We start from the raw sequence: 20457 nt of genomic DNA, 5'->3' as shown, positions 1-20457 counted from the left end.
CAGCTCCGTGCACACCTACCCAGGGCAACACAAGGGGAGGAACGACTCCCCTCAGAGGGACAAAAGCGCAATCAGGGGACCACTCACAGTGCGCGTGTGAGCCCTGTGTATGCTTCGCCATCGCTTGACTGGGTGGATTCTTCACCCGAATTGGTGGCCGTCGTGGTCGGGGAGATGTGGTCTCACGCGGTCCGTCGTTCGTGGTTCGGGACTCGATGGGAGAAAGCATGCACGGCAGGTCAATTCTGGTCCGGGGAGGGGCCGCGGCGGCGTCCGCGGCAGCGGCGCTCATGATCGCCGCGCCGGTCGCCCTCGCCGACGACAACGCCCCCTCGGTGCGCAGCGGCGCGGCCTCGGGCGAGCTGGTGTACGGCGGCACGTCGGGCTTCGACGTCAACATCGCCGACAAGGGCAAGGTCCAGACGACGCTGTTCAACTTCAAGCTGTCCGACGGCGCCATCTCGAAGATGTACTGCGTGCAGATCGAGGTCGGCGCGCGCTTCGGCGAAACGATGATCGAACACGCGTGGGACGCCTACCCCGACGCGAAGTCGCCGTTCCGCAAGAACAACAAGAACATCAACTGGGTGCTGCACCACAGCTACCCCTACGAGGACGTGGCGTCGCTTGAGAAGACGCTGACCGGCAAGGGCGCCAAGCTGCACGACGGTCTGTCCACGAAGGAAGCGCTGACCGCGACGCAGGCCGCGGTGTGGCACTACAGCGACGGCAAGGACCTCGACGCCGAGAACCCGCTGGCCAACGGCTCCCCGGACGAGGCGGCTGACGTCCTCGCGCTGTACAACTACCTGACCGGCGACGCGAACACCGGCGTCGAGGAGAAGAAGCCCGGGCTGAGCATCACCCCCGCGAAGGCAAGCGGCGAAGCGGGCTCGAAGATCGGCCCGTTCACCATCGCCACCACCGGCAGCATCACCGACTTCACCAGCAAGCTCCCCGAGGGCGTGAAGGTCGTCGGTGAGAATGGTGAAGAGATCAAGTCCTCGGCGATCAAGAACGGCACGAAGCTGTTCCTGGACGTCCCGAAGGACGCGAAGCCCGGCACGGCCGAACTCGCGGTGAAGGCCGCCGGCGACGTCAACACCGGTCGCCTCTTCGTGGCCAAGAACTACGAGAGCAAGCCCGCGCAGTCGCTGATCGTGGCACAGTCGCAGAAGAGCACGGTCGAGGCCGCCGCAACCGGCACCTGGACCGAAACGGGCCCGGTCACCACCGCCCCCGCGACGACCGCCCCCGCCGCGGGCAACAACTCGGGCCAGACCCCGCTGGCGAACACCGGCGTGAACGCCGCCCTGCCCATCGGCATCGGCGCAGCCCTGGTCATCGCAGGCGGTGCGATGATCCTGGTGGTCCGCCGCCGCCGGAGCAACGCCTGAGTTAGCTAGCAGCCCACGCGCACAGCGGGCCGGTCCCCTTTGGTGGGGCCGGCCCGCTTTCGCATTTCCCGGGCTCTCCTCCCTGCCGCCGCGCCTCGCCAAAAGTCCGCCACGGGCGCCCCTGCTCCCCGCACCAGGCGTCCGTGAGGGGAACCCTCACGGACGCAGATTCCCTCAGGGGACCCTTCACGACTCCCGCAGCGATCCCCAGCGGCCCCAGCGGTCCGTGAAGAACCCCTTCCCGCACTTGGATTCCCTCAAGGGCCCCTTCACGACCCGCCCCAGCGGCCGTTGCGCCCCAATGTGGCATTGGGTGCATGCGACGCACCCAATGCGGCGTTGGGTGCGTCTGACGCACCCAACGCCACATTGGGGCGCTAGCCCCACCCCACCCGAAACCGCCGCCGATGCACCCAAAGCAGCGAGGCACCCACACCACCCCCGCACCCCGATACGAAGCCAAAACACGGTCTGGGGCTGCTTGTCAAGGCATCTTTCCCGCCTTGACAAGCAGCCCCAGACCGTAGTCACACTCGGGCTTCGGGGTGCCCCACCGCAACAACCTCAGTTCACACAAGTAACCCCATCAGCAGTAATATCCGCAGGAGGAGGATCCGCAGGAGCAGCAGCCGGATGCACCCCAGAATCATCCGAATACTTCTGCCCCAGATAAACCCGGAAATGATCCTTCTCCAACGACGAGTCCGAAGCCACCGCAACCCCACCAAGCTTCTCCGCGATCCGCTCAGCCTGTGCACGCTGCCCAGACCCGTAATAAACAGTAGAAGTCCGCCGAGCAGCACTATTGCTCACCGACCCCCGCTGATACCCCGCAGCAGCAAGCTTGTCCGCCACCCGATTAGCCAGCCCATCCACCCCAGACGAGTTCCGCACATCCACCACATACGAAGCCAACGCCGGATCCCCAGAAGAAGACGAAGGCGGCGGAGCAGCAGAAGAAGCAGGAGCACCCCCACCTGCTCCCGAACAAACTTCTGCACCTGCTGAGGATCCACCTGCACGGCATCCCCGTCATTAGGCGTCTTCAACGTAATACTGACCACCGGAATGGTAACGAAGTTAATACTCCCAGCACTCATCCCATGCAACTGCTGAGCAAACCCCAGCAAATCCCAGTCAGTATCGACAACAACGGCCTTCTTGACCGCCCCGATCAGCGCATCCAACTTCCCGGGATCCGCCAACGTCCCAGCAGAAAGAATCGTCTTGGCCATACTGGCCATAAAAACCTGCTGCCGCTTGATCCGATCCAGGTCCCCATTGGGCAACCCATGCCGCTGCCGCACGAACTGCAACGCCTGGGCCCCGCCCACATTCTGCGGCCCAGCCGCAAAATTAGCCCCCGAGTAACTATCCTTAACCGGAGCCTTGAGACAAACCGGAACCCCGCCGACAGCCTGGCTCACGTAGTAAAACCCAGCCAGGTTGACCGCCGCATAATGCGTGATAGTCAACCCAGTCAACTGCTGCACAGTATCGATCGCAGTCTTGGCCCCAGCCTGAGCCGAGTCGGTCTCCAGCTGCGCCCCCGAAACCCCCTGCGCCTTCAACTCAGTCTTCCGGGCCGTCTGCCCATACGTATAAGCCGAGTTGATCTTGTGCTTGCCGAACTTCCCGGCAAGCTGGACATAAGAGTCACGCGGAATCGAGATAGCGGTCGCGTTCCCGCCGCCCGCCGGGATGTGCACGACGATCATCGTGTCGGTGGTGTCGCCGCCGTCTTCGGCTCCGCCCGCGTGCAGCTGGTCGAGCACGTCGTCGGGCAGCGGGTTGCCCTGTGCGTCGGTGCGCGTGTCGAGGCCGACCATGAGGATGTTCTGCTCGTCCATCGGCGAACTTGCGCCGCCGATGACATCGGACCTGGTCAGGCCGTCGGTGATCTGGTGCAGCGTCGACCAGGCGTAGGCCGTGCCGCCGAGGACCAGCAGGGAAACGACGGCCAGGAGCACCTGGGCGACGCGGAGTGCGCTGGAGGTCTTGCGACGACGCATCGGGGTTCCTCTTCCTGCCACGTCCGGTGGTAGAAAGACCCACGGTAGCTGGCGTCTCACCTAGTCGGGTTACCCACTTCCCCCAACTGCGCTAGAAGTGCCCGGAATGTCGGACCGAGGGTGTCCTGGGCGGGCCTAGGATGACGGTGTGCAGAGGGAAGCGGGCGTCGCGCTGGTCACCGGGAGTTCGCGTGGGATCGGCAGGGCGATCGCGGAACGGCTGAGTGCGGACGGGTTCTCCGTCGCGGTCAACTACCGCGCCGATCAGGACGCGGCGGAGGCCGTCGTCGCCAAGATCCGCGCGGACGGAGGGCAGGCGACAGCGCTGCGCGCGGACGTGACCGACGACAGCGAGCTGCGTGGCCTTTTCGACCGCACGGAACAGGAATTCGGCGGTCTCGACGTGGTCGTCGCGAATGTGGGGATCGCCCGGTTCGCGCCGCTCGCCGAGGCCTCCGACGAGATGTTCGACCTGATGTTCTCCACCAACCTCCGGCCCACCTTCGTCTCCCTGCGCGAGGCAGCCCAGCGGGTGCGCGACGGCGGCCGGATCGTCGTGGTGTCGAGCGGAGTCGTCCAGACCGCCCGGCCCGGCAGCGCGATCTACGGTGCCGCGAAGGCTGCCGGCGACCAGTTCGTGCGCGTGTTGGCGAAGGAACTCGGCCCGCGCGGCGTGACGGTGAACAGCGTGCTTCCGGGCGCGGTCCGCACCGACGCGCTCTTCGCCGACGGGCCGCCGGACGTGGTCGAGTACAGCGCGAGCCAGACGCCGCTCGGCCGGATCGCTGAGCCCGGGGACATCGCGGACATCGTGGGCTTCCTGGCGTCGGACCAGGCCCGCTGGGTCACCGGCCAGACGGTGCACGCCGGCGGCGGTCAGTTCTAGGCGCGCTCCGCCAGCAGTTGGGCCCGCACGTCGGTCTTCAGCACCTTCCCGACCTTCGATCGCGGCAGATCCGGCCAGAGCAGGACCTCCTTCGGCGTCTTCACGCTGCCGAGCACGTCCTTCACCGTGGCGCGCAGCTCGTCCGCCGTCGCGGTCCGTCCGTTGTGGAGCTGGACGACCGCGGTGACCTGTTCGCCCCACTTGTCGTGCGGCAGGCCGATCACCGCGCAGTCCTGCACCGCGGGATGCGTCATCAGCGCCTGCTCCACCTCGGCCGAGTAGACGTTGAACCCGCCGGTGATGATCATGTCCTTGGCCCGGTCCACGACGTACAGGAAGTTCTCCTCGTCGAGGTAGCCGATGTCGCCGGTGTGGTGCCAGCCGTGCCTGCTGACGTCCGCGGTCGCCTCCGGATTGCGGTAGTAGCCCGGCATCACGAGCGGTCCGCGCACCACGATCTCGCCGCGTTCGCCGCGCGGCAGCAGGGTTCCGTCGTCGGCCATGATCGCCACCTGCGTCAGCGGCGTCGGACGGCCCGCCGAGGTGAAGCGTTCGCGAGCCAGTGAACCGTCCGGATGGAAATGATCGGCCGGGGCCAGCGTCGAGATCATCATCGGCGCCTCGCTCTGCCCGAACAGCTGGCCGAGCACCGGGCCGATCCGCGTGATCGCCTCCTCCAGCCGCGCGGCCGACATCGGCGCGGCCCCGTACCACAGGCATTCCAGCGAGCTGAAGTCCGTTGTGGACAGTGCGGGATGGTCCAGCAGCAGGTAAATCAGCGTCGGCGGCAGGAAGGTGTGGGTGATCCGGTGCCGTTCGACCAGTTCGAGGAACCGCCCGAGATCCGGCGACGGCATCACCACGATCTCGCCGCCGAGCGCCAGCACCGGAAAGCACAGCACCCCGGCCGCGTGCGTGAGCGGGGCCAGCGCGAGATAGCGCGGACGCGGCTGGAACGGGTAGCTCATCAACGTCAGCGCCGACATGGTTTCGACGTTGTGCCCGGTCAGCACCACGCCCTTGGGCCGCCCGGTGGTGCCGCCGGTGCCGACGAGCATCGCCGTGTCGTCCGGCGGACCGGCCTGCCACGGGTCGTCGGGGAGCCCGTCGAGCCACTCGGCCAGCGGGATCGCGCCGGGGAACGAGCCGTCGAGGCACACCACCGTGGCCAGCTTCGGCAGCTGGCCGGCGATGCGGGAAACGAGCGGTGCGAACGACTCCTGCACGAGCAGGCACGTGCAGTCGAACAAGTCGAGCAGTTCCCGGTTCTCCGCGGCCTCGTTGCGCGGGTTGACCGGGCACCAGACCGCCCCTGCCCGGCTGATGCCGAAGACGCACCCGAACGACACCGGGTCGTTCGCGGAGAGGATCGCCACCTTGTCGCCCGGTCGCACGCCTGACCGCGCGAGCGCGCGGGCGACCCGCCAGGACAGCTGCTGGACCTCGCCGTAGCTGAGCGATCCGCCGTCCGTGGTGAGGCACGGAGCCGACGGGCCCAGCGAGGCGCCCTTGTCGAGGTAATCGGTCAGTCGCACCGCTCGTCTCCCTGGCTCAGGACTGCACGGTCAGCACGGGATTCGAGACCAGCCCGAACGACCGCAGCACGCCGAGCAGCTCGCGGTGGCCGAACGCCTGGCACGCCGAAGCGAACCCGGCTCGCCGCGGCGGTTGCTGCAGCAGCGAATACGCCGCGTACGCCTGCATCAGCCCGGTCTGCTTGTAGTTGCAGGTCCCGTGGATCACGCAGTGCGCGCGGCCGAGCGGACCGGACGCGTGCACCGAGTCCAGCGACGTGTTGATCCGCTGGTTTTCCCGGGGCGGCATCTCGTCCCGCACCGCTGCTGCCTGCTCGTGCAGCACCTTGAGTTTTTCTTCCAGCGGCAGGTCTTTCACCTGTTCCAGCACGGCCGCGACGATCTGCGGCACGCCCTGCATCAGCGCCCGGTCGAACACGCCGCCGACCGCTTTTACGTTGGCCACGCGCGGATCGTTCTTGAACCACACCGGATGCGAGGTGCCGCCCCACGGCAGAGCGAGGCCGATCTCGTGATGGCCGGGCACCGCCACGTCCTGCAGCCCGCCATCGGCGGGCCAAGGCGCGTATTCGTTCTGTTCCAGGTAATACGCGGCCGACAGCGCGGCGTTCACCAGGATCGTCTGGGTGGAAGCGACGGTGGGATAACCCTTCCAGAACACCAGGATGTCCAAAGTGTCCAGACCGGGCGTCTCAAGGCAGAGGTTCGCCGCGATCTCGCCGGTGGTGTACATCTGCGCGATGCCGGGGGAGAGCAGCAGGCCCTTGGCGGCCATGTCCGCGCCGTATCGCTCTTCGGCGGAGATCAGCCAATCCTGCTCGCCGGTGGTGTCGAGGTAGTGCGTCCCGGCTTCGAGACAGGCCTGGACCACCTCGTGGCCGTATTCGCTGAACGGGCCGACCGTATTGCACACGACCGACGCGCCGCGGAACAGCTCGGTGAGCGGACCGGTTTCGTGCGAGACCTCGACGACCTCGTGATCCACGGTGTCGAGGCCGGGAATGTGGTCGAGCGCGGCCTGGACCCGGGCCTTGTCCCGGCCGGCCGCGGTGAAGGGCACGTTGTACTCGCGGAGGTATTCGCAGATCAGGCGGCCGGTGTAGCCGGACGCGCCGTAAACGACGACGGGCTTGGTCACTGGTTTTCCTTTCGCTGGAACGCTGGAGAGGGGTTCACATGCCCATGCCGCCGTCGACCGGAAGGCCGGCGCCGGTGATGAAACGGGCGGCGTCCGAGGCGAGGAACACCACCGCGTCGGCCATGTCCGCGACCTCGCCGAGCCGTCCGGCCGGGGTCTGCGCGACAACCGCGCCGATCGCCTCCTCGACGCTCGGGAACAGCCCGACGTCGACCACGTCGGTCGCGAGCTGGTTGCCCATCTGCGTCGGGACGAGGCCCGGGTACACACAGTTCACCCGCACGCCGTAGCCGAGCTTCCCGGCCTCCATCGCCGCGACGCGGGTCAGCCGGTCGACCGCCGATTTCGTCGCCGAATAGCCCGCGATGCCAGGGAACGCGATGGTCGCGGCCACCGAGGCGATGTTCACGACCGCACCGCCGCGTCCGGCGACGCCGCCGGGGCGCATGGCGCGGAAGGCGTGCTTCACGCCGAGCGACGTGCCCAGCACGTTGACCTCGAGCATTTTCCGCACGTCGGCCGGGTCGAGGTCGGCGACGAGACCGGTGATCTCCACGCCCGCGTTGTTCACGACGATGTCGAGCCCGCCGTGTTCGCCGACCACCGCCTCGACCGCCTGTGCCCAGTTGTCGTCGTCGGTGACGTCCAGCCGGACGAACCCGGCGCTGGCCCCGCTCTGCTTGATCGCGTCGGCGGTCTGGCGGCCGAGGTCCTCCTGGACGTCGCCGATCACCACCGCCGCGCCTGCCTTCGCGAGCGCCTCGGCCATGCCCTGGCCAAGGCCCTGCGCGCCGCCGGTGACCAGCGCGGTGCGCCCGGTCAGGTCGTACGAACCCATCGACATCTCCTCCTTGAGACGTGTCCTTGCCGCCGTGCCCGCGGTGCGGCGTAGGTCACACCGTAGCTAATTTTGGACAGTCGTCAAGATTTTCTTGGACACTCGTCAAGAAACGGTGCCGCGCTAGACTGCCGGATGTGACACAGGCGAAGGAGCGCATCTCCCGCCGCTCGGTGGACAAGTTCGCCCAGCGGCGCGAGCAGCTGGCCGAGTCCGCGCTGCAGGCGCTGGCCGAGCTGGGGTACGCCCGCACGAGCCTGCGCGAAATCGCCCAGAAATCCGACTTCTCGCACGGCGTTCTGCACTACTACTTCGCCGACAAGGTCGAGCTGCTCACCTACGCGGTCCGCAAGTTCGAAGAGGTCTGCGTGACCCGCTACGACGACGTGGTGGCGGAGGCGGGGTCGGCCGAGGAGCTGAAGCGCGGCTTCGGTGCGGCGATGGCCGCCACACTGCGGTCCGACGCGGAGATGCACCGCCTCTGGTACGACCTGCGCAACCAGAGCCTGTTCGAGGAGTCGTTCCGCGGCGACGTGCTCGACATCGACGAACAGCGCCAGGACATGGTGTGGCGCGTCGTGCGGCGCTACACCGAGTTCGCCGACCGGCCGGCGCAGGTGTCGCCGGAGGTCGCGTACGCCGCCTTCGACGGATTGTTCCAGCGTGCGCTGCTGCAGCAGCTCGCCGGTCAGGACACGGCGGCGGACCGGCTGGAAGCCGATGTCGCGGCTCTGCTGACACACTTCGTCTGACGGTTACCCCGCCCGAGTGGTGATGCCCGGTGCGCGCGCCGGTCCGTGGTTAGGATGCGCTCGGACGATCACCGGGCGAGAAGGGGTGCGCTAGCGTGCAAGCGGGGGACCTTGAACCGCCTGAGCCGCAGGCCGTTTCCGCACCGCTGACCAGGGCGGCGATCTTCCTGCTGGTCCGGGTCGACGCCGGTGCCGAGCAGACCGCGAAGGACCTCCTCGCCGACCTGCCCGGGCTGCAGCGCGCGGTCGGCTTCCGCGACGCCAGCGCCCGGCTCACCTGCGTCGTCGGGATCGGATCGGCCGCGTGGGACCGGATCTACGGCGGTCCGCGACCGGCGGAGCTGCACGAGCTGCCGGTGTTCGCCGGCGAGCGGCACACGAGCGTCACCACCGAGGCCGACCTGCTGTTCCACCTCCGCGCCGAACGCCTCGATCTGTGCTTCGAGCTGGAAACGCTGATCATGGACCGGTTGCGCGGTTCGGTGACGGTGATCGACGAGGTGCAGGGCTTCCGCTATTTCGACGCGCGCGACGTGCTCGGTTTCGTTGACGGCACGGAGAATCCGACCGGCCGCGGCGTCAAACAGGCGGTGCTGGTGGACGACGACGAACCGTTCGACGGCGGCAGTTACGTGGTCGTGCAGAAGTATTTGCACGACATGCTGGCCTGGAACGCGCTCTCCACCGAACAGCAGGAGCTGGTGATCGGACGGCGCAAACTGTCCGATGTGGAGCTGTCCGACGAGGAAAAGCCCGCCGACTCGCACATCGCGCTCAACGTGATCACCGACGACGACGGCAACGAACTCGACATCCTGCGCGACAACATGCCGTTCGGCCGTCCCGGGCACGACGAGTTCGGCACGTATTTCATCGGCTACACCAAATCTCCGGCGGTGATCGAGAAAATGCTGGAGAACATGTTCGTCGGATCGCCGCCGGGCAACCACGACCGGATTCTCGATTTCTCCACGCCTCTCACCGGCGCGCTGTTTTACGTGCCGACCGCGGACTTCCTCGAAGATCCGCCGGACGCCCCGCCCGAGCCGGAACCGCCGGCTGCCGCGACGCCCGCCGGGACGTCGCTGGGCATCGGAAGCCTGCGAAGGAGCATTCGGTCATGAACAACCTGCATCGCGAACTCGCCCCGATCTCCGCCGCCGCGTGGGCGGATCTGGAGGAGGAGGCGAAGCGCACGTTCGCCGAGTTCGCCTCGGCGCGCCGGGTGGTGGACGTCGTCGTCACCGGCGACCCGGCGCTCGCCGCCATCGGCACCGGGCGTCGTGAACGCGTCGGCGACAAGTTCGACGGCGTCGCGGCCAGCCTGCGCACGGCTCAGCGGATCGTGGAGCTGCGGGTGCCGTTCACGGTGTCGCGCGAGGAAGTCGATTCGGTCGAATGGGGCGCGAAAGACGCTGACTGGCAGCCGGTGAAGGACGCCGCGCAGCAGATCGCGTACGCCGAGGACCGGATCGTGCTCGACGGTTTCGCCGAGGCAGGCATCACCGGCATCCGGCCAGCGTCGTCGCTGTCGCCGATCGCGCTGCCGCCGGAGGCTCCCGGCTACCCGAAGGCAATCGGCGACGCGATCGCCGAACTGCGCGACGCGGGTGTGGCCGGGCCGTACACGGTGCTGCTCAGCGACGACGAGTTCACCGCCGCGTACGAGGCGGCCAACCACGGCTATCCAGTGCTGGAGCACCTGAAGCAGATCGTGGACGGCGACCTCATCCGCACGCCCGCGATCAGCGGCGCCTGCGTGCTGTCCACCCGCGGCGGCGACTACGAACTGCACTTCGGGCAGGACCTGTCCATCGGCTACTCCAGCCACGACGCGTCCACTGTGGAGCTGTACTTCTACGAGACGCTCACGTTCCTGGTCAACACCGCCGAAGCGGGCATCGGGCTGACTTCCTGACGTTACCTGATCATGCGGTCTTGTTACGCAGCGCGGACATTCGCCGGACCGTCCGGGGACACCCGCTCGCGATAGTTGCGGCGTGCTGCGGAACAAGATCAAAACTTTGTTGCTTGTGGTGCCCGCGCTGCTCGTCGCCGGATGCTCCGGCGGCACCGCGCTGGCCGACGACCCGGATCACGACCCGGCGCAGGGCGGCATTCCCGAGGACGTCACGCTCACCCCGTTCGACACGGACTACCCGGCGGTCGGAAACCTCGATCCGGCATTGCGGAAAGCCTTGCAGGAGGCGGCGACCGACGCGCATCAGTACAAAGTGGACATCCGCATCGCGTCGGGCTGGCGAACCAAGGAGTACCAGCGGAAACTGCTCGAGGGCGGCATCGAGAAATACGGCAGCCTCGAAAAAGCGCGAAAATACGTCAACACGCCGGAAGAATCGACACACGTGTCCGGCAAGGCCGTCGACGTCGCCCCCACGAGAGCCGACGACTGGTTGATTCGGCACGGCGCGAAATACGGCCTGTGCCAGGTGTACGCGAACGAGATGTGGCACTTCGAACTACTAACCACCCCAGGCGGCAAATGCCCGCCCACCCGTGCGAACGCCGCTGGCTAGCGCGTCCACACGGGCGGGCCGGGACTCACGGGGCCCAGTAGTTACCGGACATCACCAGGTAGACGAGCAGTTTGACAGTTTCGCCGTAGTAGGTGTCCTCGTACGGGTTGCCCGCCATGTACTTCCACAGCGCGTCCGTCCAAGCCTGATCGCCCGCAACCATCGCGGCGACCCCGACTGGGTTGGCCGCGACCTCGGACTGATCACTGGTCTTGGTCGGAGTGCCATCGAGCTTGGTGTGCGGATAAATCTTGGCCGGGTTGCTACCGGAGTGGCTCTTGTAGCTGGCTGATTCCTTCTTCGCGACCTCAGTCGCGACCTTGCCGCCGTAGAGGAGGGCGTCAGTGCCCATGTGCCAAGGCACCCGCACGGAGTTGTACCCGACGATGTTGTCCGGCTGATTCTCCAGGTGATCCGCAGGTGCGGGCTTCGGGCTGTTGGTGTTCGCACCGACCACGAAGTCGGACAGCAGATTCGCGTTGGGCGAATACTTGGCGGTAAACTGCGTGATCAACTGCTCGGTCCGGGTGACGACCTTGTTCCAGTCGTGCGCGGTGTCGTATTTGGCGAACGCGCGCAAATGATCAAGCATGAAATCGGACGGTCGGGTATCGTCATTGCCCGCGTCGTCGGCGATCTTGAGATGCCCGTCGGACGCGACGTCATACTTGTAAACCTTGGCAAGCCAATCCTTCGCGGCGGCGCTGTACCCGCCCCACTGCTTGTCCGCGAGAATCAACCCGTAACCGACGTCGAGATCGCCGTCGGTCGCCGAGTCGGGAGTGCCGTCGTCGGCATACTTGCAGGTCTTGCCGTCGATCACCCACTGGAAGAGCCCCTTGCTGTCCCGGTGGTCCTGGACGAACTTCCACATCCCGTCGAAAATCGTCTTAGCCTGGTCGTCGTAACCGGCCATCAACGGGACGATGTTCATGCCGTAGCCCTGGGCCTCGGAGACAGTGCCCTTGTTGGGCGCGTCGTCGGTAGCCCAGACGAGGTACCCGCCGCAGGCCTGACGGAGGTAAGTCTTCTTCCAGGAGTCGTACTGTCTCTTGACGGCGGCATCCTGATCAGCCTGACTGGCCGAAGGCCGGACCCCAGTCTGATAAGTGACATGCGCGGGAAACGGATGCGCGACGGAGGCCGCGGCCGCAGGCCCAGCCAGCACAGTAAGCGAAACCGAAGCGGCGGCGAACAACGCCACCTTCCGGGGAGCGGGCATTCAGGTCTCCTTGTTAGTAAACTTTCCTAACTAGGCGGCGTCGGGAAAAGCCTGCTGCAGTGGGGTGATCGTGTCAAGATGCCTGAAGTCCGGAAGGCAGGTGTACCGGTTCCGTAGCTAGGCGTGACCACCCTTTTCGCCAGCCCCGGGCCGGTTCGTGAGGGGACCCCTCACAGCCCCAGATTCCCCCAGAGTTCCCCTCACGACCCTCGGCGGCTCCCGACGGTACGTGAAGGACTCCTTCACGTACTTAGATTCCCTCAAGGAGTCCTTCACGGACCGCCCGACAAAGAACCGCAGCCAACGCACCCACCCAGCTGTGCACCCACACCACCCCCGCACCCCGATACGAAGCCAAAATGCGGTCTGAGGGTGCTTGTCAAGGCATCTTTCCCGCCTTGACAAGCACCCTCAGACCGTCATCACAATCAAGCTTCGGGGTGCCCCACGCCAGACCAAAGCAATGTCGCCCGCCAGGGCGACGAGCCAACCCCCGACAAGCCCCCACGCACCTCCCACCCCCACCACCCCGATCATGAAATCATCACCACCACGAAACCACCGGGACCACGGGAGCCACCATGACCACCGGCCGTTCAGCCCCCACTGAACGCACCACCGAGCTGAACAGCGGCATCCTCCCCGGCAACGTCCGAGCCGACGACTGGATCATGTTCGCCCTGGCGATCATCTCCACCGGCATGCTCGCCTGGCTCCTCATCAGCCCCCCACCCCCAACGATCAGCCACTGGTTCTTCCTAACAGACTGCATAATCTGCGGAATCTTCCTCCTGGAACTCCTCTGGCGCTGGCGCAAACAAGCCTGGCGAGCCAAATTCCTAGCCCGCACCTGGTACGAGATCTTCGCGATGATCCCCATCGCCCACCCGGATTTCGTCGCGAACCACCACGTCATCGCCGTAATCCTGCTCATCATCCGCCTAGGCCGAGCCGCCGACCGCGCCGTAGGAGAGCAGTTCTTCTACCGCCTCGTCGACAAACTCTCCGAACCCATCGTCCGAGCGATCAAAAAACCCGTCACGATCGCCGTGCTGGACGAGGTAGTCAAGGTCCTGGAAACCGGAAACTACCCGGAGAACCTCGCCAAATCCCTCAGCGAGAACAAGACCGAACTGCGCGCGATCATCACCGAGAAGATCTCCGAGGACCCGCAGCTCGGCAAGCTGCGCCGGCTGCCGTTCCACGACGAGATCGTGCGCGCGACGGTCGACACGTCCTTCCGGGTGCTGCTGGAAGTCCTGCTGGACCCGCGCATCGACGATTTCTTCTCGTCCGTCGTCCGCGACAACCGCGAGCAGATCCGCCGTGCGGTCGCGCTGGGACTGGCCGATGTGGACGAATCGCCGGACGAACAGCTTCTGCGCACCCGCACCCAGCGCTCCGCCGCGCACGAGTACGACGCCAACCATCCGCGGCGTTGATCATCCATTGTGGACACATCTACCGTACGCCGTCGCGCGCTGACTCTCCGTTGCGGCACAGGGCATCCGCGTTCGACGGTTGAGTCGAGGACCGTCAACCGCTGAAAGAGTGCACTGTGGTCGCGCGGTGCGCGCACAGGTGCCTGGAGTAGGGTGAGAACTCTCGTTCCGTTGCTGCACAAGGGTTGTGTTGACGCGAGTACGGGGCGTTCCCGCCGGAGCCGAGGCAGACTGGAGCCGGCGGGGAGGTTGAGCGCGGGTTTGGAGTAGTGGACGTGATTGATAGCGGGCAGCAGGCACGCAAGTGCCGTCGGCGGGACTGTGCGGAAGCTTCGTTGTGGCGCGGACTGTGCTCGGTGCACTGGAACCGCTGGCAGAGCGGCGCGGACGCACTCGAACTCCCCGACGACGACGTTCCCCCGCCGCCCGCGCAGGTGTGGTGGCCGCCGGAGCGTTCGCACGCCCCGTTGAGCAGCCGGGTGCTGCCGGGGTCGTAGCCGCGCCGCGGCGAACACGGTCGGCGCGCGCCCGGTGACCTTGGGCCACCATGCAAGCCTGGGCGCGGCGGTGTTCCCCGGACGCCTGCGCCCGGGGAATCGTCGCTCCGGAAATCGGTTACCGGCGCGAACGCGGGATGCGCGGCTCGTCTGGCTTGGCGAGCATCCGCACCAGCCGGGCCCGTGCCACGCGGTACAGCAGGTCGCCGCGATCGTCCGCGACGACCCTGCCGTCGAGATCCCGCGCGGCCGCCCGCACCACCAGTTCGACCGCCTCGGCGGGCACCCGTCCCGCGAATTCCCCGGTCAGCCACGTGGTGACCTCGTCGGCCACCCGGCTCCGCACTGTCATCGGACACTCCAGTCTCCGGTCGCGGGGCCGTTCGGGCGGCCCCGGCACTGGTCCGACGGCCGCGCGGGGGTGCCGTGACGCGAGATCTGCAGTGAAACTCTTTCCCGTCAACGCGAGTGAACCCGGGAGTAGGTCACTCTTGGCTCAGGCGAGCGCGTTGCGCGCGATCACCTCCGCATACCACCGGGCGCTGCGCTTCGGCGTGCGTCGCTGGGTGCGGTAGTCGACGTGCACCAGGCCGAAACGTTTCGCGTACCCCTCGGCCCATTCGAAATTGTCCAGCAACGACCAGTAGAAATAGCCGCGCACATCGACGCCGAGGGTGAGCGCGTCGTGCGCGGCTCGCAGATGCGCGTCGAGGAAGGCGATGCGGTCGTTGTCGGAGACCTCGCCGTCGCTGAGCACGTCTGGGTAAGCCGCGCCGTTCTCCGTGACATACAGCGGCACCGGTGGATAGTCGCGATGCACCTGCAACAGTGCTTCGGTCAGTCCGGCGGGACGCACCTCCCAGCCGGAAGCCGTGCGCGGCGCGGCCAGGTCCGGGACGAAGTGCACCCGGTCGGCTCCCGGCCACTCCCGGCCGGCCGGGGTGCTTCCCGCCCGCGCCGAACCGGCCACCCGGTAGCCGCGGTAGTAGTTGACGCCCAGCCAGTCGATCGGCTTGCCGAGCACCGCCTCGTCCTGGTCGCGCACCACGGCGTCGAAGCCGAACCGGGCCAGGTCTTCACGCAGATCAGCGGGATAGCCGCCGCGTAGCAGCGGGTCGAGGAACAACCGGTTCTGCAGTCCGTCGATCCGGCGGGCGGCGTCAGCGTCGGCGTCGTCCGGCGAGTCCGCGAGGACCGGGTACAGGTTCAGCGTGATCCCGCACGGCGCGCTCGTGTGCTGCCGGAGCACGTCCATCGCCAACCCGTGCCCCAGCAGCAGGTGGTGTGCCGCGGCCACGGCACCCTCCGGCGACGTCCGGCCGGGCGCGTGGACGCCCGAGCCGTAGCCGAGCATCGCCGCGCACCACGGTTCGTTCAGCGTCGACCAGCTCGCCACGCGGTCGCCGAGCCGGGCCGCGACGGTCCCGGCGTACTCGGCAAACCGGTAGGCGGTGTCGCGCGCGGTCCAGCCGCCGCGGTCCTCCAGTGACTGCGGAAGGTCCCAGTGATACAGCGTCGCCCACGGCTGGATGCCCGCGGCGAGCAGCTGGTCCACGAGCCGGTCGTAGAAGTGCAGCCCGCGTGGCTCCGGCTTGCCGTGCGGCAGGATCCGCGGCCAGGCCAGGGAAAACCGGTACCCGGTGAGCCCGAGGGAACGCATCAGTGCCACGTCTTCGGCGTAACGGCGGTAGTGGTCGGCTGCTGGATCGCCAGTGTGGCCTCCGGCGACCGCGCCCGGCCGGGCGGCGAAGGTGTCCCAGACGGACGTCTCCCGACCGTCGGCGGTGGTCGATCCTTCGACCTGGAAGGCCGCCGTGGCGGCGCCCCAGACGAACGCGTCCGGAAACGCGAGCACGTCGGGGATCGGCTGTGCGGACATGGTCACCCTTTCACGGCGCCTTGCATGATCCCGGCCACGATCTGGCGGCCGAGCAGGAGGAAGACGATGAGGATCGGAATCGTGGCCAGCGTGGTGCCGGCGAGCACCAGCGAATAGTCGACGTAGTAACCGCTCTGCAATTTCTCGAGCGCCACCTGCACGGTCGGATTGCCCGCGTCGAGCACGACCAGCGGCCACAGGAAATCGTTCCAGGACGCCATGAACGTGAACATGGCGAGGATCGCCGCGGCCGGGCGGACGGCGGGAAGGCACACGTTCCAGAAGATCCGGATCATGCTGCAGCCGTCCACGCGCGCGGCCTCGATCAGCTCGTATGGCAAAGCGTCCACTGTGTACTGTCGCATCCAGAACACGCCGAACGCGGTGACCAGGTTCGGCACGATCACCGATTGCAGGCCGCCCGCCCAGCCGAGCTTCGACATCGCGATGAACAGCGGGATGATGCCGAGCTGGGTCGGCACCGCGAGGGTCACCACGATGAACACGAACAAGCCGTTGCGGCCGCGGAAACGCAGTTTGGCGAAGGCGAACCCGGCCAGCGACGAGAACAGCACCGTGGTGAGCGTGACCGTGCCGGACACGAGGACGCTGTTGCCGAGCGCCCGCCAGAACGGCACGGTGTCGAATACCCGCGCCGCGTTGGCGAAGAAGTTGCCGCCCGGCAGCAGCGGCGGGACCCGTTCGGTGAGCATTCCGTTGTCGCGGCTGGCCACGAGAAACGACCAGTAGAACGGGAACAGCGAGCCGAGCACGAACACGATCAGCACGCCGTAGGTGGCCTTGCGCGGTTTGCCGAGCCGGGCGGCGCGCGCCCGCAATCCCGCGTGCACGGTCATTTTCGCCTCCCGGCGAGCCGTCCGGTGACGAGGTAGTTGACCAGCGCGATCACAATGATGATCAGGAAAAGCACCCAGGCGATCGCGGACGCGTAGCCGAGATCGAAATTCTCGAAAGCGGTCTGGTAGAGATACAGCGTCACGGTCTGGAACTGGTGGGTGGAGCCGCCGTTGTTCGATCCGGGCATCGCGTCGAACAGTTTGGGCTCGGTGAAGATCTGCAGCCCGCCGATCGTCGAGGTGATGGTGACGAAGATCAGCGTGGGTTTGAGCAGCGGCAGCGTCACGTGGGTGAACCGGCGCACCGTGCCCGCGCCGTCGATCAGCGCGGCCTCGTGCAATTCCTTGGGAATCGCTTGCATGGCGGCGAGAACGATCAGCGCGTTGTAGCCGGTCCATCGCCAGTTCACCATCACCGCGATGGCGACGTGGCTGGCGAAGCGGTTGGCCTGCCAGTCCACAGGGGACAGTCCGATCGTTTGGAGCAGGCCGTTCACGAGCCCATACCGCGGGCCGAACAGGTTCGCGAAGATGATCCCGAGCGCCACCAGGCTCGCTGCGTAGGGCAGCAGGACGCCGACCCGCCAGCCGGTCGCGCCGCGCAACCGCAGCGTGAGCACCGCGGCGAGCAGCACCGCGATGATCAACTGAGGCACACTGGACAGCAGGAAGATGCTGACCGTGTTTTCCAGCGCATGCCAGAACTGCGTGTCCGCGAACAACTCCGTGAAGTTGTCCAGCCCGATGAAGTCCGGGTCGTCGTCGCCCGCCTTCCAGGAAAACAACGACACATACGCGGTGTAGAGCAACGGGAACATGCCGACGATGGCGAACACGACGAAGAACGGCGCCACGTAGAGATACGGCGAGATTTTGACGTCCCACCGCGCCAGCCGGTCGCGCGGGCCGGGCCGCGCCGCGGCGGCCCGGCTTTCCGGAGCGGTTTTGCTGATGACTGTCATCGTCAGCGGGCGAGTTTCTTCGCGCCGTCGACCAGCCGCTGCCAGCCGTCCGCGGCCGAGGCGCCCTGTTCCACCGACTGCAGCGCCGGGCTGGCCACGTTCTCCTGGATCTGACCGTCGTTCGGGCCCTTGTACTGCGGTTTCGCGACCTTCTTCGCCTGCTCCGCGAACAGTTCGCCGATCTTCGCGCCGCCGAAGTACGCGTCGGTGGCGGTCAGCAACTGCGGGTTTTCCAGCGCCTTCGCCTGACTCGGGAAGTTGCCCTTGGCCTCGAACGCCTTGATCTGCTGCTCCGGCGCGGTGAGCCAAGCAGCCAGTTCAGCGGCTTCCCGCGGATGCTTGCTCTGCGTCGGCACGGTCAGGTACGAACCGCCCCAGTTGCCGCCTCCGCCGGGAAACGCCGCGGTGACCGCCCATTTGCCCGAGTTGGCCGGCCCGGCCTGCTCCTTGATCACTCCGAGCATCCACGCCGGACAGGCTTTCGTGGCGAAAGCGCTCTGTTTAAACCCGGAATTCCATTCGTTGCTGAACGCGGTGAGCTTCGCCGACTCGCCTTTCGCTACCGCGTCGGTCACCTTCGTCCAGGCGTCCCTGATGCCCTGGTTGTTTTCGATGGTGAGCTTGTCGTTGGTATCGAGGTAACCGACCGGCAGCTGGTTGACCATGGAGTTGAAGTTCTGCGCCGCCGAGTCGAACCACGCCTTGCCGGTCTTCGCGGTGTACTGGGCACCGGCCGCGAAATAGCTGTCCCACGTGGCGAACAGCGGTTTCACCGCCTCCGGTTCGCTGGGCAGCCCGGCCGCGGCGAGCAGGTCCTTGCGGTAGCACATGGCGAGCGGGCCGATGTCCGTGCCGTAGCCGATGACCTTGCCGTTCTTGTCTTTGCCCGCCTCGTATTTCCAGGAAAGCCACCGGTCCGGCGAAACACCGGCGGGCCCGATCTTGCTCAGGTCGTTGAACTTCGACGACTTGCTGAGGATGTCCGACAGATGGCCTTCTTCGACCGCCTGGACGTCGGCGAGGCCGGAGCCTGCCGCGAGCTTCGTCATCATGTCCTGGGCGTACGGCCCGCCCTGACCGGTTTTGCGGTGGGTGATCTTGATGTTCGGGTGCAGCCGCTCGTACTCCGGGATGAGCGATTCGTAGCCGAACTCCGTGAACGTCGCGAGCGTCAGCTCCACGTGCTCGTTCGGCCCGGCCGCCGCCGGCACCTCGCTGTCGCCGCCACCGCACGCCGCGGCGCTCACCGCGGTCATCGTGATGCCCAGTGCCAGCACCAGGCCCTTCCGGAACGTTGTCACCGTCGTCAACCCCTTGGAAGTTGTTCTGGGAGCGCTCCCAGATGCCGAACGAGTGTGTTGCAGGTAACGGGGGATGTCAAGGTGCAAGTACTCCGGGAGCGCTCCCGGCCGGACGTGGTTAAGCTGGGCCAGATCGACAGTCAGGGGGTGGGCTAAGTGGTGCCTCGGTCCGAGGACGAGCGGCCGACGCTGGAGGACGTCGCGGCGTTCGCCGGGGTTTCGCGGTCCACCGCGTCGCGCGCGCTGAACGACGACGCGTACGTCAGCGCGCGCTCGCGCGAGAAGGTGCTGGCCGCGGCGCGGGACCTCGGGTACTCGCCGAACCAGGCCGCGCGCTCGCTCGTCACCCGGCGGACCGGCGCGATCGCGGTGGTGCTGTCGGAACCGGAAGCGCGGCTGCTCGACGACCCGTACCGGACCGCGGTGATGCGCGCGGGCTACCGGGAGCTGGCCGACGTGGGCTGCCAGATGGTGCTGCTCTTCAGCGACACCCGGGAGGATCTCGGGCGTACCGTGCGGTTTCTCGAGGGCGGGCACGTCGACGGGGTCCTCGTGTTCGCTCCACACCGCGCCGATCCGCTGCCGAGGGCGTTGCGGTTGCTGAAGCTGCCGACGGTGTTCGGCGGGCAGGCCGCCGATCTGCGCCGGGGCGTGCACGTGGTGGATTTCGACAACGAGGGCGGCGCCCGGCAGGCGGTGACGCATCTCGTGGAGTCCGGCCGCCGCCGGATCGCGACCATCGCGGGCCCGCAGGATCAGGGCGCGCCGATCGACCGGCTCACCGGCTGGCGCACGACGCTCGCGGACGCCGGGATCGATCCGGCGGGGCTGGCCGAGGAGGCCGACTTCACCCTGGCCGGCGGCGCGAAGGCGATGGCCGCGCTGCTCGACCGGGTGCCCGACCTCGACGCGGTGTTCGTCGGCAGCGACATGATGGCGGTGGGCGCGCTGCGCACGCTGTCGGACGCCGGCCGCGACGTGCCCGGGGACGTCGCGGTGGTCAGCTTCGACGACAACGCCGCATTGGCCCCTGCCATGACGCCGCCGTTGACTTCGGTGCACCAGGATCCGCGCGAGCAGGTCCACGCGATGGTCTCGACGCTGATGCGGCTGCTGGACGGCGAGGACGTCGCGCCGCGCGCGCAGATCCTGCCGGTGTCGCTGGTAGTCCGCGACTCCAGCTAGCGTCCGGGACCCCTCCC

20 protein-coding genes are annotated in these 20457 nt (G+C 67.1%); 9 read left to right on the top strand and 11 right to left on the bottom strand.

Annotated features, from left to right (window positions below; all coding sequences use genetic code 11):
- Positions 1–227 precede the first annotated feature (227 nt).
- The gene (locus RPX00_RS06460; RefSeq protein WP_406638391.1) at positions 228–1397 is read left to right on the top strand and encodes a thioester domain-containing protein; all 1170 of its coding nucleotides are present in this window, start codon (positions 228–230) and stop codon (positions 1395–1397) included.
- A 564-nt stretch (positions 1398–1961) separates the two neighbouring features.
- Here RPX00_RS06460 and RPX00_RS06455 read toward each other — a convergent pair.
- Positions 1962–2252: a LytR C-terminal domain-containing protein gene (locus tag RPX00_RS06455; protein ID WP_406638389.1), complete on the bottom strand. Its 291-nt coding sequence runs from the start codon at positions 2250–2252 to the stop codon at positions 1962–1964.
- Positions 2207–3409, bottom strand: a complete 1203-nt coding sequence (locus RPX00_RS06450) for an LCP family protein (RefSeq protein WP_406638387.1) — start codon at positions 3407–3409, stop codon at positions 2207–2209. Before RPX00_RS06450 ends, RPX00_RS06455 begins: the two co-directional genes overlap by 46 nt.
- A gap of 148 nt (positions 3410–3557) precedes the next feature.
- Here RPX00_RS06450 and RPX00_RS06445 point away from each other — a divergent pair, with 148 nt between their 5' ends.
- Positions 3558–4295, top strand: coding sequence for an SDR family oxidoreductase (locus tag RPX00_RS06445; RefSeq protein WP_406638385.1), 738 nt, complete (start codon positions 3558–3560; stop codon positions 4293–4295).
- On the opposite strand, the gene RPX00_RS06440 is transcribed toward RPX00_RS06445, so the two are convergent.
- From RPX00_RS06440 to RPX00_RS06430, 3 genes are read right to left on the bottom strand one after another with little or no spacing between them, the layout of a single operon-like run.
- Positions 4292–5830 (bottom strand): acyl-CoA synthetase, encoded by a 1539-nt coding sequence (locus RPX00_RS06440; RefSeq protein WP_406638383.1) that lies wholly within the window; start codon positions 5828–5830, stop codon positions 4292–4294. The genes RPX00_RS06445 and RPX00_RS06440 overlap by 4 nt on opposite strands.
- Before the next feature lie 16 nt (positions 5831–5846).
- Positions 5847–6968: a DUF5938 domain-containing protein gene (locus RPX00_RS06435; RefSeq protein ID WP_378299407.1), complete on the bottom strand. Its 1122-nt coding sequence runs from the start codon at positions 6966–6968 to the stop codon at positions 5847–5849.
- Positions 6969–7002: 34 nt separating this feature from the next.
- Positions 7003–7806 carry an SDR family NAD(P)-dependent oxidoreductase gene (locus RPX00_RS06430; RefSeq protein WP_406638381.1) on the bottom strand — a complete coding sequence of 268 codons (804 nt, stop codon included), beginning with the start codon at positions 7804–7806 and terminating at the stop codon, positions 7003–7005.
- A gap of 137 nt (positions 7807–7943) precedes the next feature.
- On the opposite strand from RPX00_RS06430, the gene RPX00_RS06425 reads away from it, so the two are divergent.
- The 4 genes from RPX00_RS06425 to RPX00_RS06410 all read left to right on the top strand — a co-directional run bounded on the left by RPX00_RS06425 (position 7944) and on the right by RPX00_RS06410 (position 11095).
- Positions 7944–8558 (top strand): TetR/AcrR family transcriptional regulator, encoded by a 615-nt coding sequence (locus RPX00_RS06425; protein WP_406638379.1) that lies wholly within the window; start codon positions 7944–7946, stop codon positions 8556–8558.
- A gap of 95 nt (positions 8559–8653) precedes the next feature.
- The gene (locus RPX00_RS06420; protein WP_406638377.1) at positions 8654–9682 is read left to right on the top strand and encodes a Dyp-type peroxidase; all 1029 of its coding nucleotides are present in this window, start codon (positions 8654–8656) and stop codon (positions 9680–9682) included.
- Positions 9679–10476 carry a family 1 encapsulin nanocompartment shell protein gene (locus RPX00_RS06415; RefSeq protein ID WP_406638375.1) on the top strand — a complete coding sequence of 266 codons (798 nt, stop codon included), beginning with the start codon at positions 9679–9681 and terminating at the stop codon, positions 10474–10476. Before RPX00_RS06420 ends, RPX00_RS06415 begins: the two co-directional genes overlap by 4 nt.
- Positions 10477–10558: 82 nt before the next feature.
- Positions 10559–11095 carry a M15 family metallopeptidase gene (locus RPX00_RS06410; protein ID WP_406638373.1) on the top strand — a complete coding sequence of 179 codons (537 nt, stop codon included), beginning with the start codon at positions 10559–10561 and terminating at the stop codon, positions 11093–11095.
- A gap of 25 nt (positions 11096–11120) precedes the next feature.
- On the opposite strand, the gene RPX00_RS06405 is transcribed toward RPX00_RS06410, so the two are convergent.
- A complete protein-coding gene (locus RPX00_RS06405) occupies positions 11121–12317 on the bottom strand; it encodes a glycosyl hydrolase family 8 (protein WP_406638371.1) in 1197 nt (398 codons plus the stop codon).
- Positions 12318–12898: 581 nt separating this feature from the next.
- On the opposite strand from RPX00_RS06405, the gene RPX00_RS06400 reads away from it, so the two are divergent.
- Together RPX00_RS06400 and RPX00_RS06395 are read left to right on the top strand one after the other, a co-directional pair.
- Positions 12899–13759: an ion transporter gene (locus RPX00_RS06400; protein WP_406638369.1), complete on the top strand. Its 861-nt coding sequence runs from the start codon at positions 12899–12901 to the stop codon at positions 13757–13759.
- A 269-nt stretch (positions 13760–14028) separates the two neighbouring features.
- A complete protein-coding gene (locus RPX00_RS06395; RefSeq protein ID WP_406638367.1) occupies positions 14029–14256 on the top strand; it encodes a hypothetical protein in 228 nt (75 codons plus the stop codon).
- A 118-nt stretch (positions 14257–14374) separates the two neighbouring features.
- On the opposite strand, the gene RPX00_RS06390 is transcribed toward RPX00_RS06395, so the two are convergent.
- The 5 genes from RPX00_RS06390 to RPX00_RS06370 all read right to left on the bottom strand — a co-directional run bounded on the left by RPX00_RS06390 (position 14375) and on the right by RPX00_RS06370 (position 19255).
- Positions 14375–14608, bottom strand: a complete 234-nt coding sequence (locus RPX00_RS06390; protein ID WP_406638365.1) for a hypothetical protein — start codon at positions 14606–14608, stop codon at positions 14375–14377.
- A gap of 144 nt (positions 14609–14752) precedes the next feature.
- Positions 14753–16135: a GH1 family beta-glucosidase gene (locus RPX00_RS06385; protein ID WP_406638363.1), complete on the bottom strand. Its 1383-nt coding sequence runs from the start codon at positions 16133–16135 to the stop codon at positions 14753–14755.
- Positions 16136–16137: 2 nt separating this feature from the next.
- A complete protein-coding gene (locus RPX00_RS06380) occupies positions 16138–16992 on the bottom strand; it encodes a carbohydrate ABC transporter permease (RefSeq protein ID WP_406638361.1) in 855 nt (284 codons plus the stop codon).
- On the bottom strand, positions 16989–17954 hold the full coding sequence (locus tag RPX00_RS06375; RefSeq protein ID WP_406638359.1) for a carbohydrate ABC transporter permease: 966 nt from the start codon (positions 17952–17954) through the stop codon (positions 16989–16991). The genes RPX00_RS06380 and RPX00_RS06375 overlap by 4 nt, the downstream gene beginning before the upstream one ends.
- 2 nt (positions 17955–17956) lie before the next feature.
- Complete coding sequence (locus RPX00_RS06370) at positions 17957–19255, bottom strand: ABC transporter substrate-binding protein (RefSeq protein WP_406638357.1); 1299 nt, start codon at positions 19253–19255, stop codon at positions 17957–17959.
- 156 nt (positions 19256–19411) lie between these two features.
- On the opposite strand from RPX00_RS06370, the gene RPX00_RS06365 reads away from it, so the two are divergent.
- Positions 19412–20440 carry a LacI family DNA-binding transcriptional regulator gene (locus tag RPX00_RS06365; RefSeq protein WP_406638354.1) on the top strand — a complete coding sequence of 343 codons (1029 nt, stop codon included), beginning with the start codon at positions 19412–19414 and terminating at the stop codon, positions 20438–20440.
- The last annotated feature ends 17 nt before the right edge of the window (positions 20441–20457 follow it).

The sequence above is a fragment of the Amycolatopsis sp. WGS_07 genome, assembly GCF_045278895.1.
Classification (GTDB): domain Bacteria; phylum Actinomycetota; class Actinomycetes; order Mycobacteriales; family Pseudonocardiaceae; genus Amycolatopsis.
This window is presented reverse-complemented; position numbering and strand designations above follow the sequence as displayed.

Coding starts and splice junctions, on each gene's coding strand:
- RPX00_RS06405 (WP_406638371.1), bottom strand. CDS start 12,317: ATGCCCGCTCCCCGGAAGGTGGCGTTGTTCGCCGCCGCTTCGGTTTCG.
- RPX00_RS06450 (WP_406638387.1), bottom strand. CDS start 3,409: ATGCGTCGTCGCAAGACCTCCAGCGCACTCCGCGTCGCCCAGGTGCTC.
- RPX00_RS06380 (WP_406638361.1), bottom strand. CDS start 16,992: ATGACCGTGCACGCGGGATTGCGGGCGCGCGCCGCCCGGCTCGGCAAA.
- RPX00_RS06375 (WP_406638359.1), bottom strand. CDS start 17,954: ATGACAGTCATCAGCAAAACCGCTCCGGAAAGCCGGGCCGCCGCGGCG.
- RPX00_RS06390 (WP_406638365.1), bottom strand. CDS start 14,608: ATGACAGTGCGGAGCCGGGTGGCCGACGAGGTCACCACGTGGCTGACC.
- RPX00_RS06400 (WP_406638369.1), top strand. CDS start 12,899: ATGACCACCGGCCGTTCAGCCCCCACTGAACGCACCACCGAGCTGAAC.
- RPX00_RS06415 (WP_406638375.1), top strand. CDS start 9,679: ATGAACAACCTGCATCGCGAACTCGCCCCGATCTCCGCCGCCGCGTGG.
- RPX00_RS06430 (WP_406638381.1), bottom strand. CDS start 7,806: ATGGGTTCGTACGACCTGACCGGGCGCACCGCGCTGGTCACCGGCGGC.
- RPX00_RS06385 (WP_406638363.1), bottom strand. CDS start 16,135: ATGTCCGCACAGCCGATCCCCGACGTGCTCGCGTTTCCGGACGCGTTC.
- RPX00_RS06460 (WP_406638391.1), top strand. CDS start 228: ATGCACGGCAGGTCAATTCTGGTCCGGGGAGGGGCCGCGGCGGCGTCC.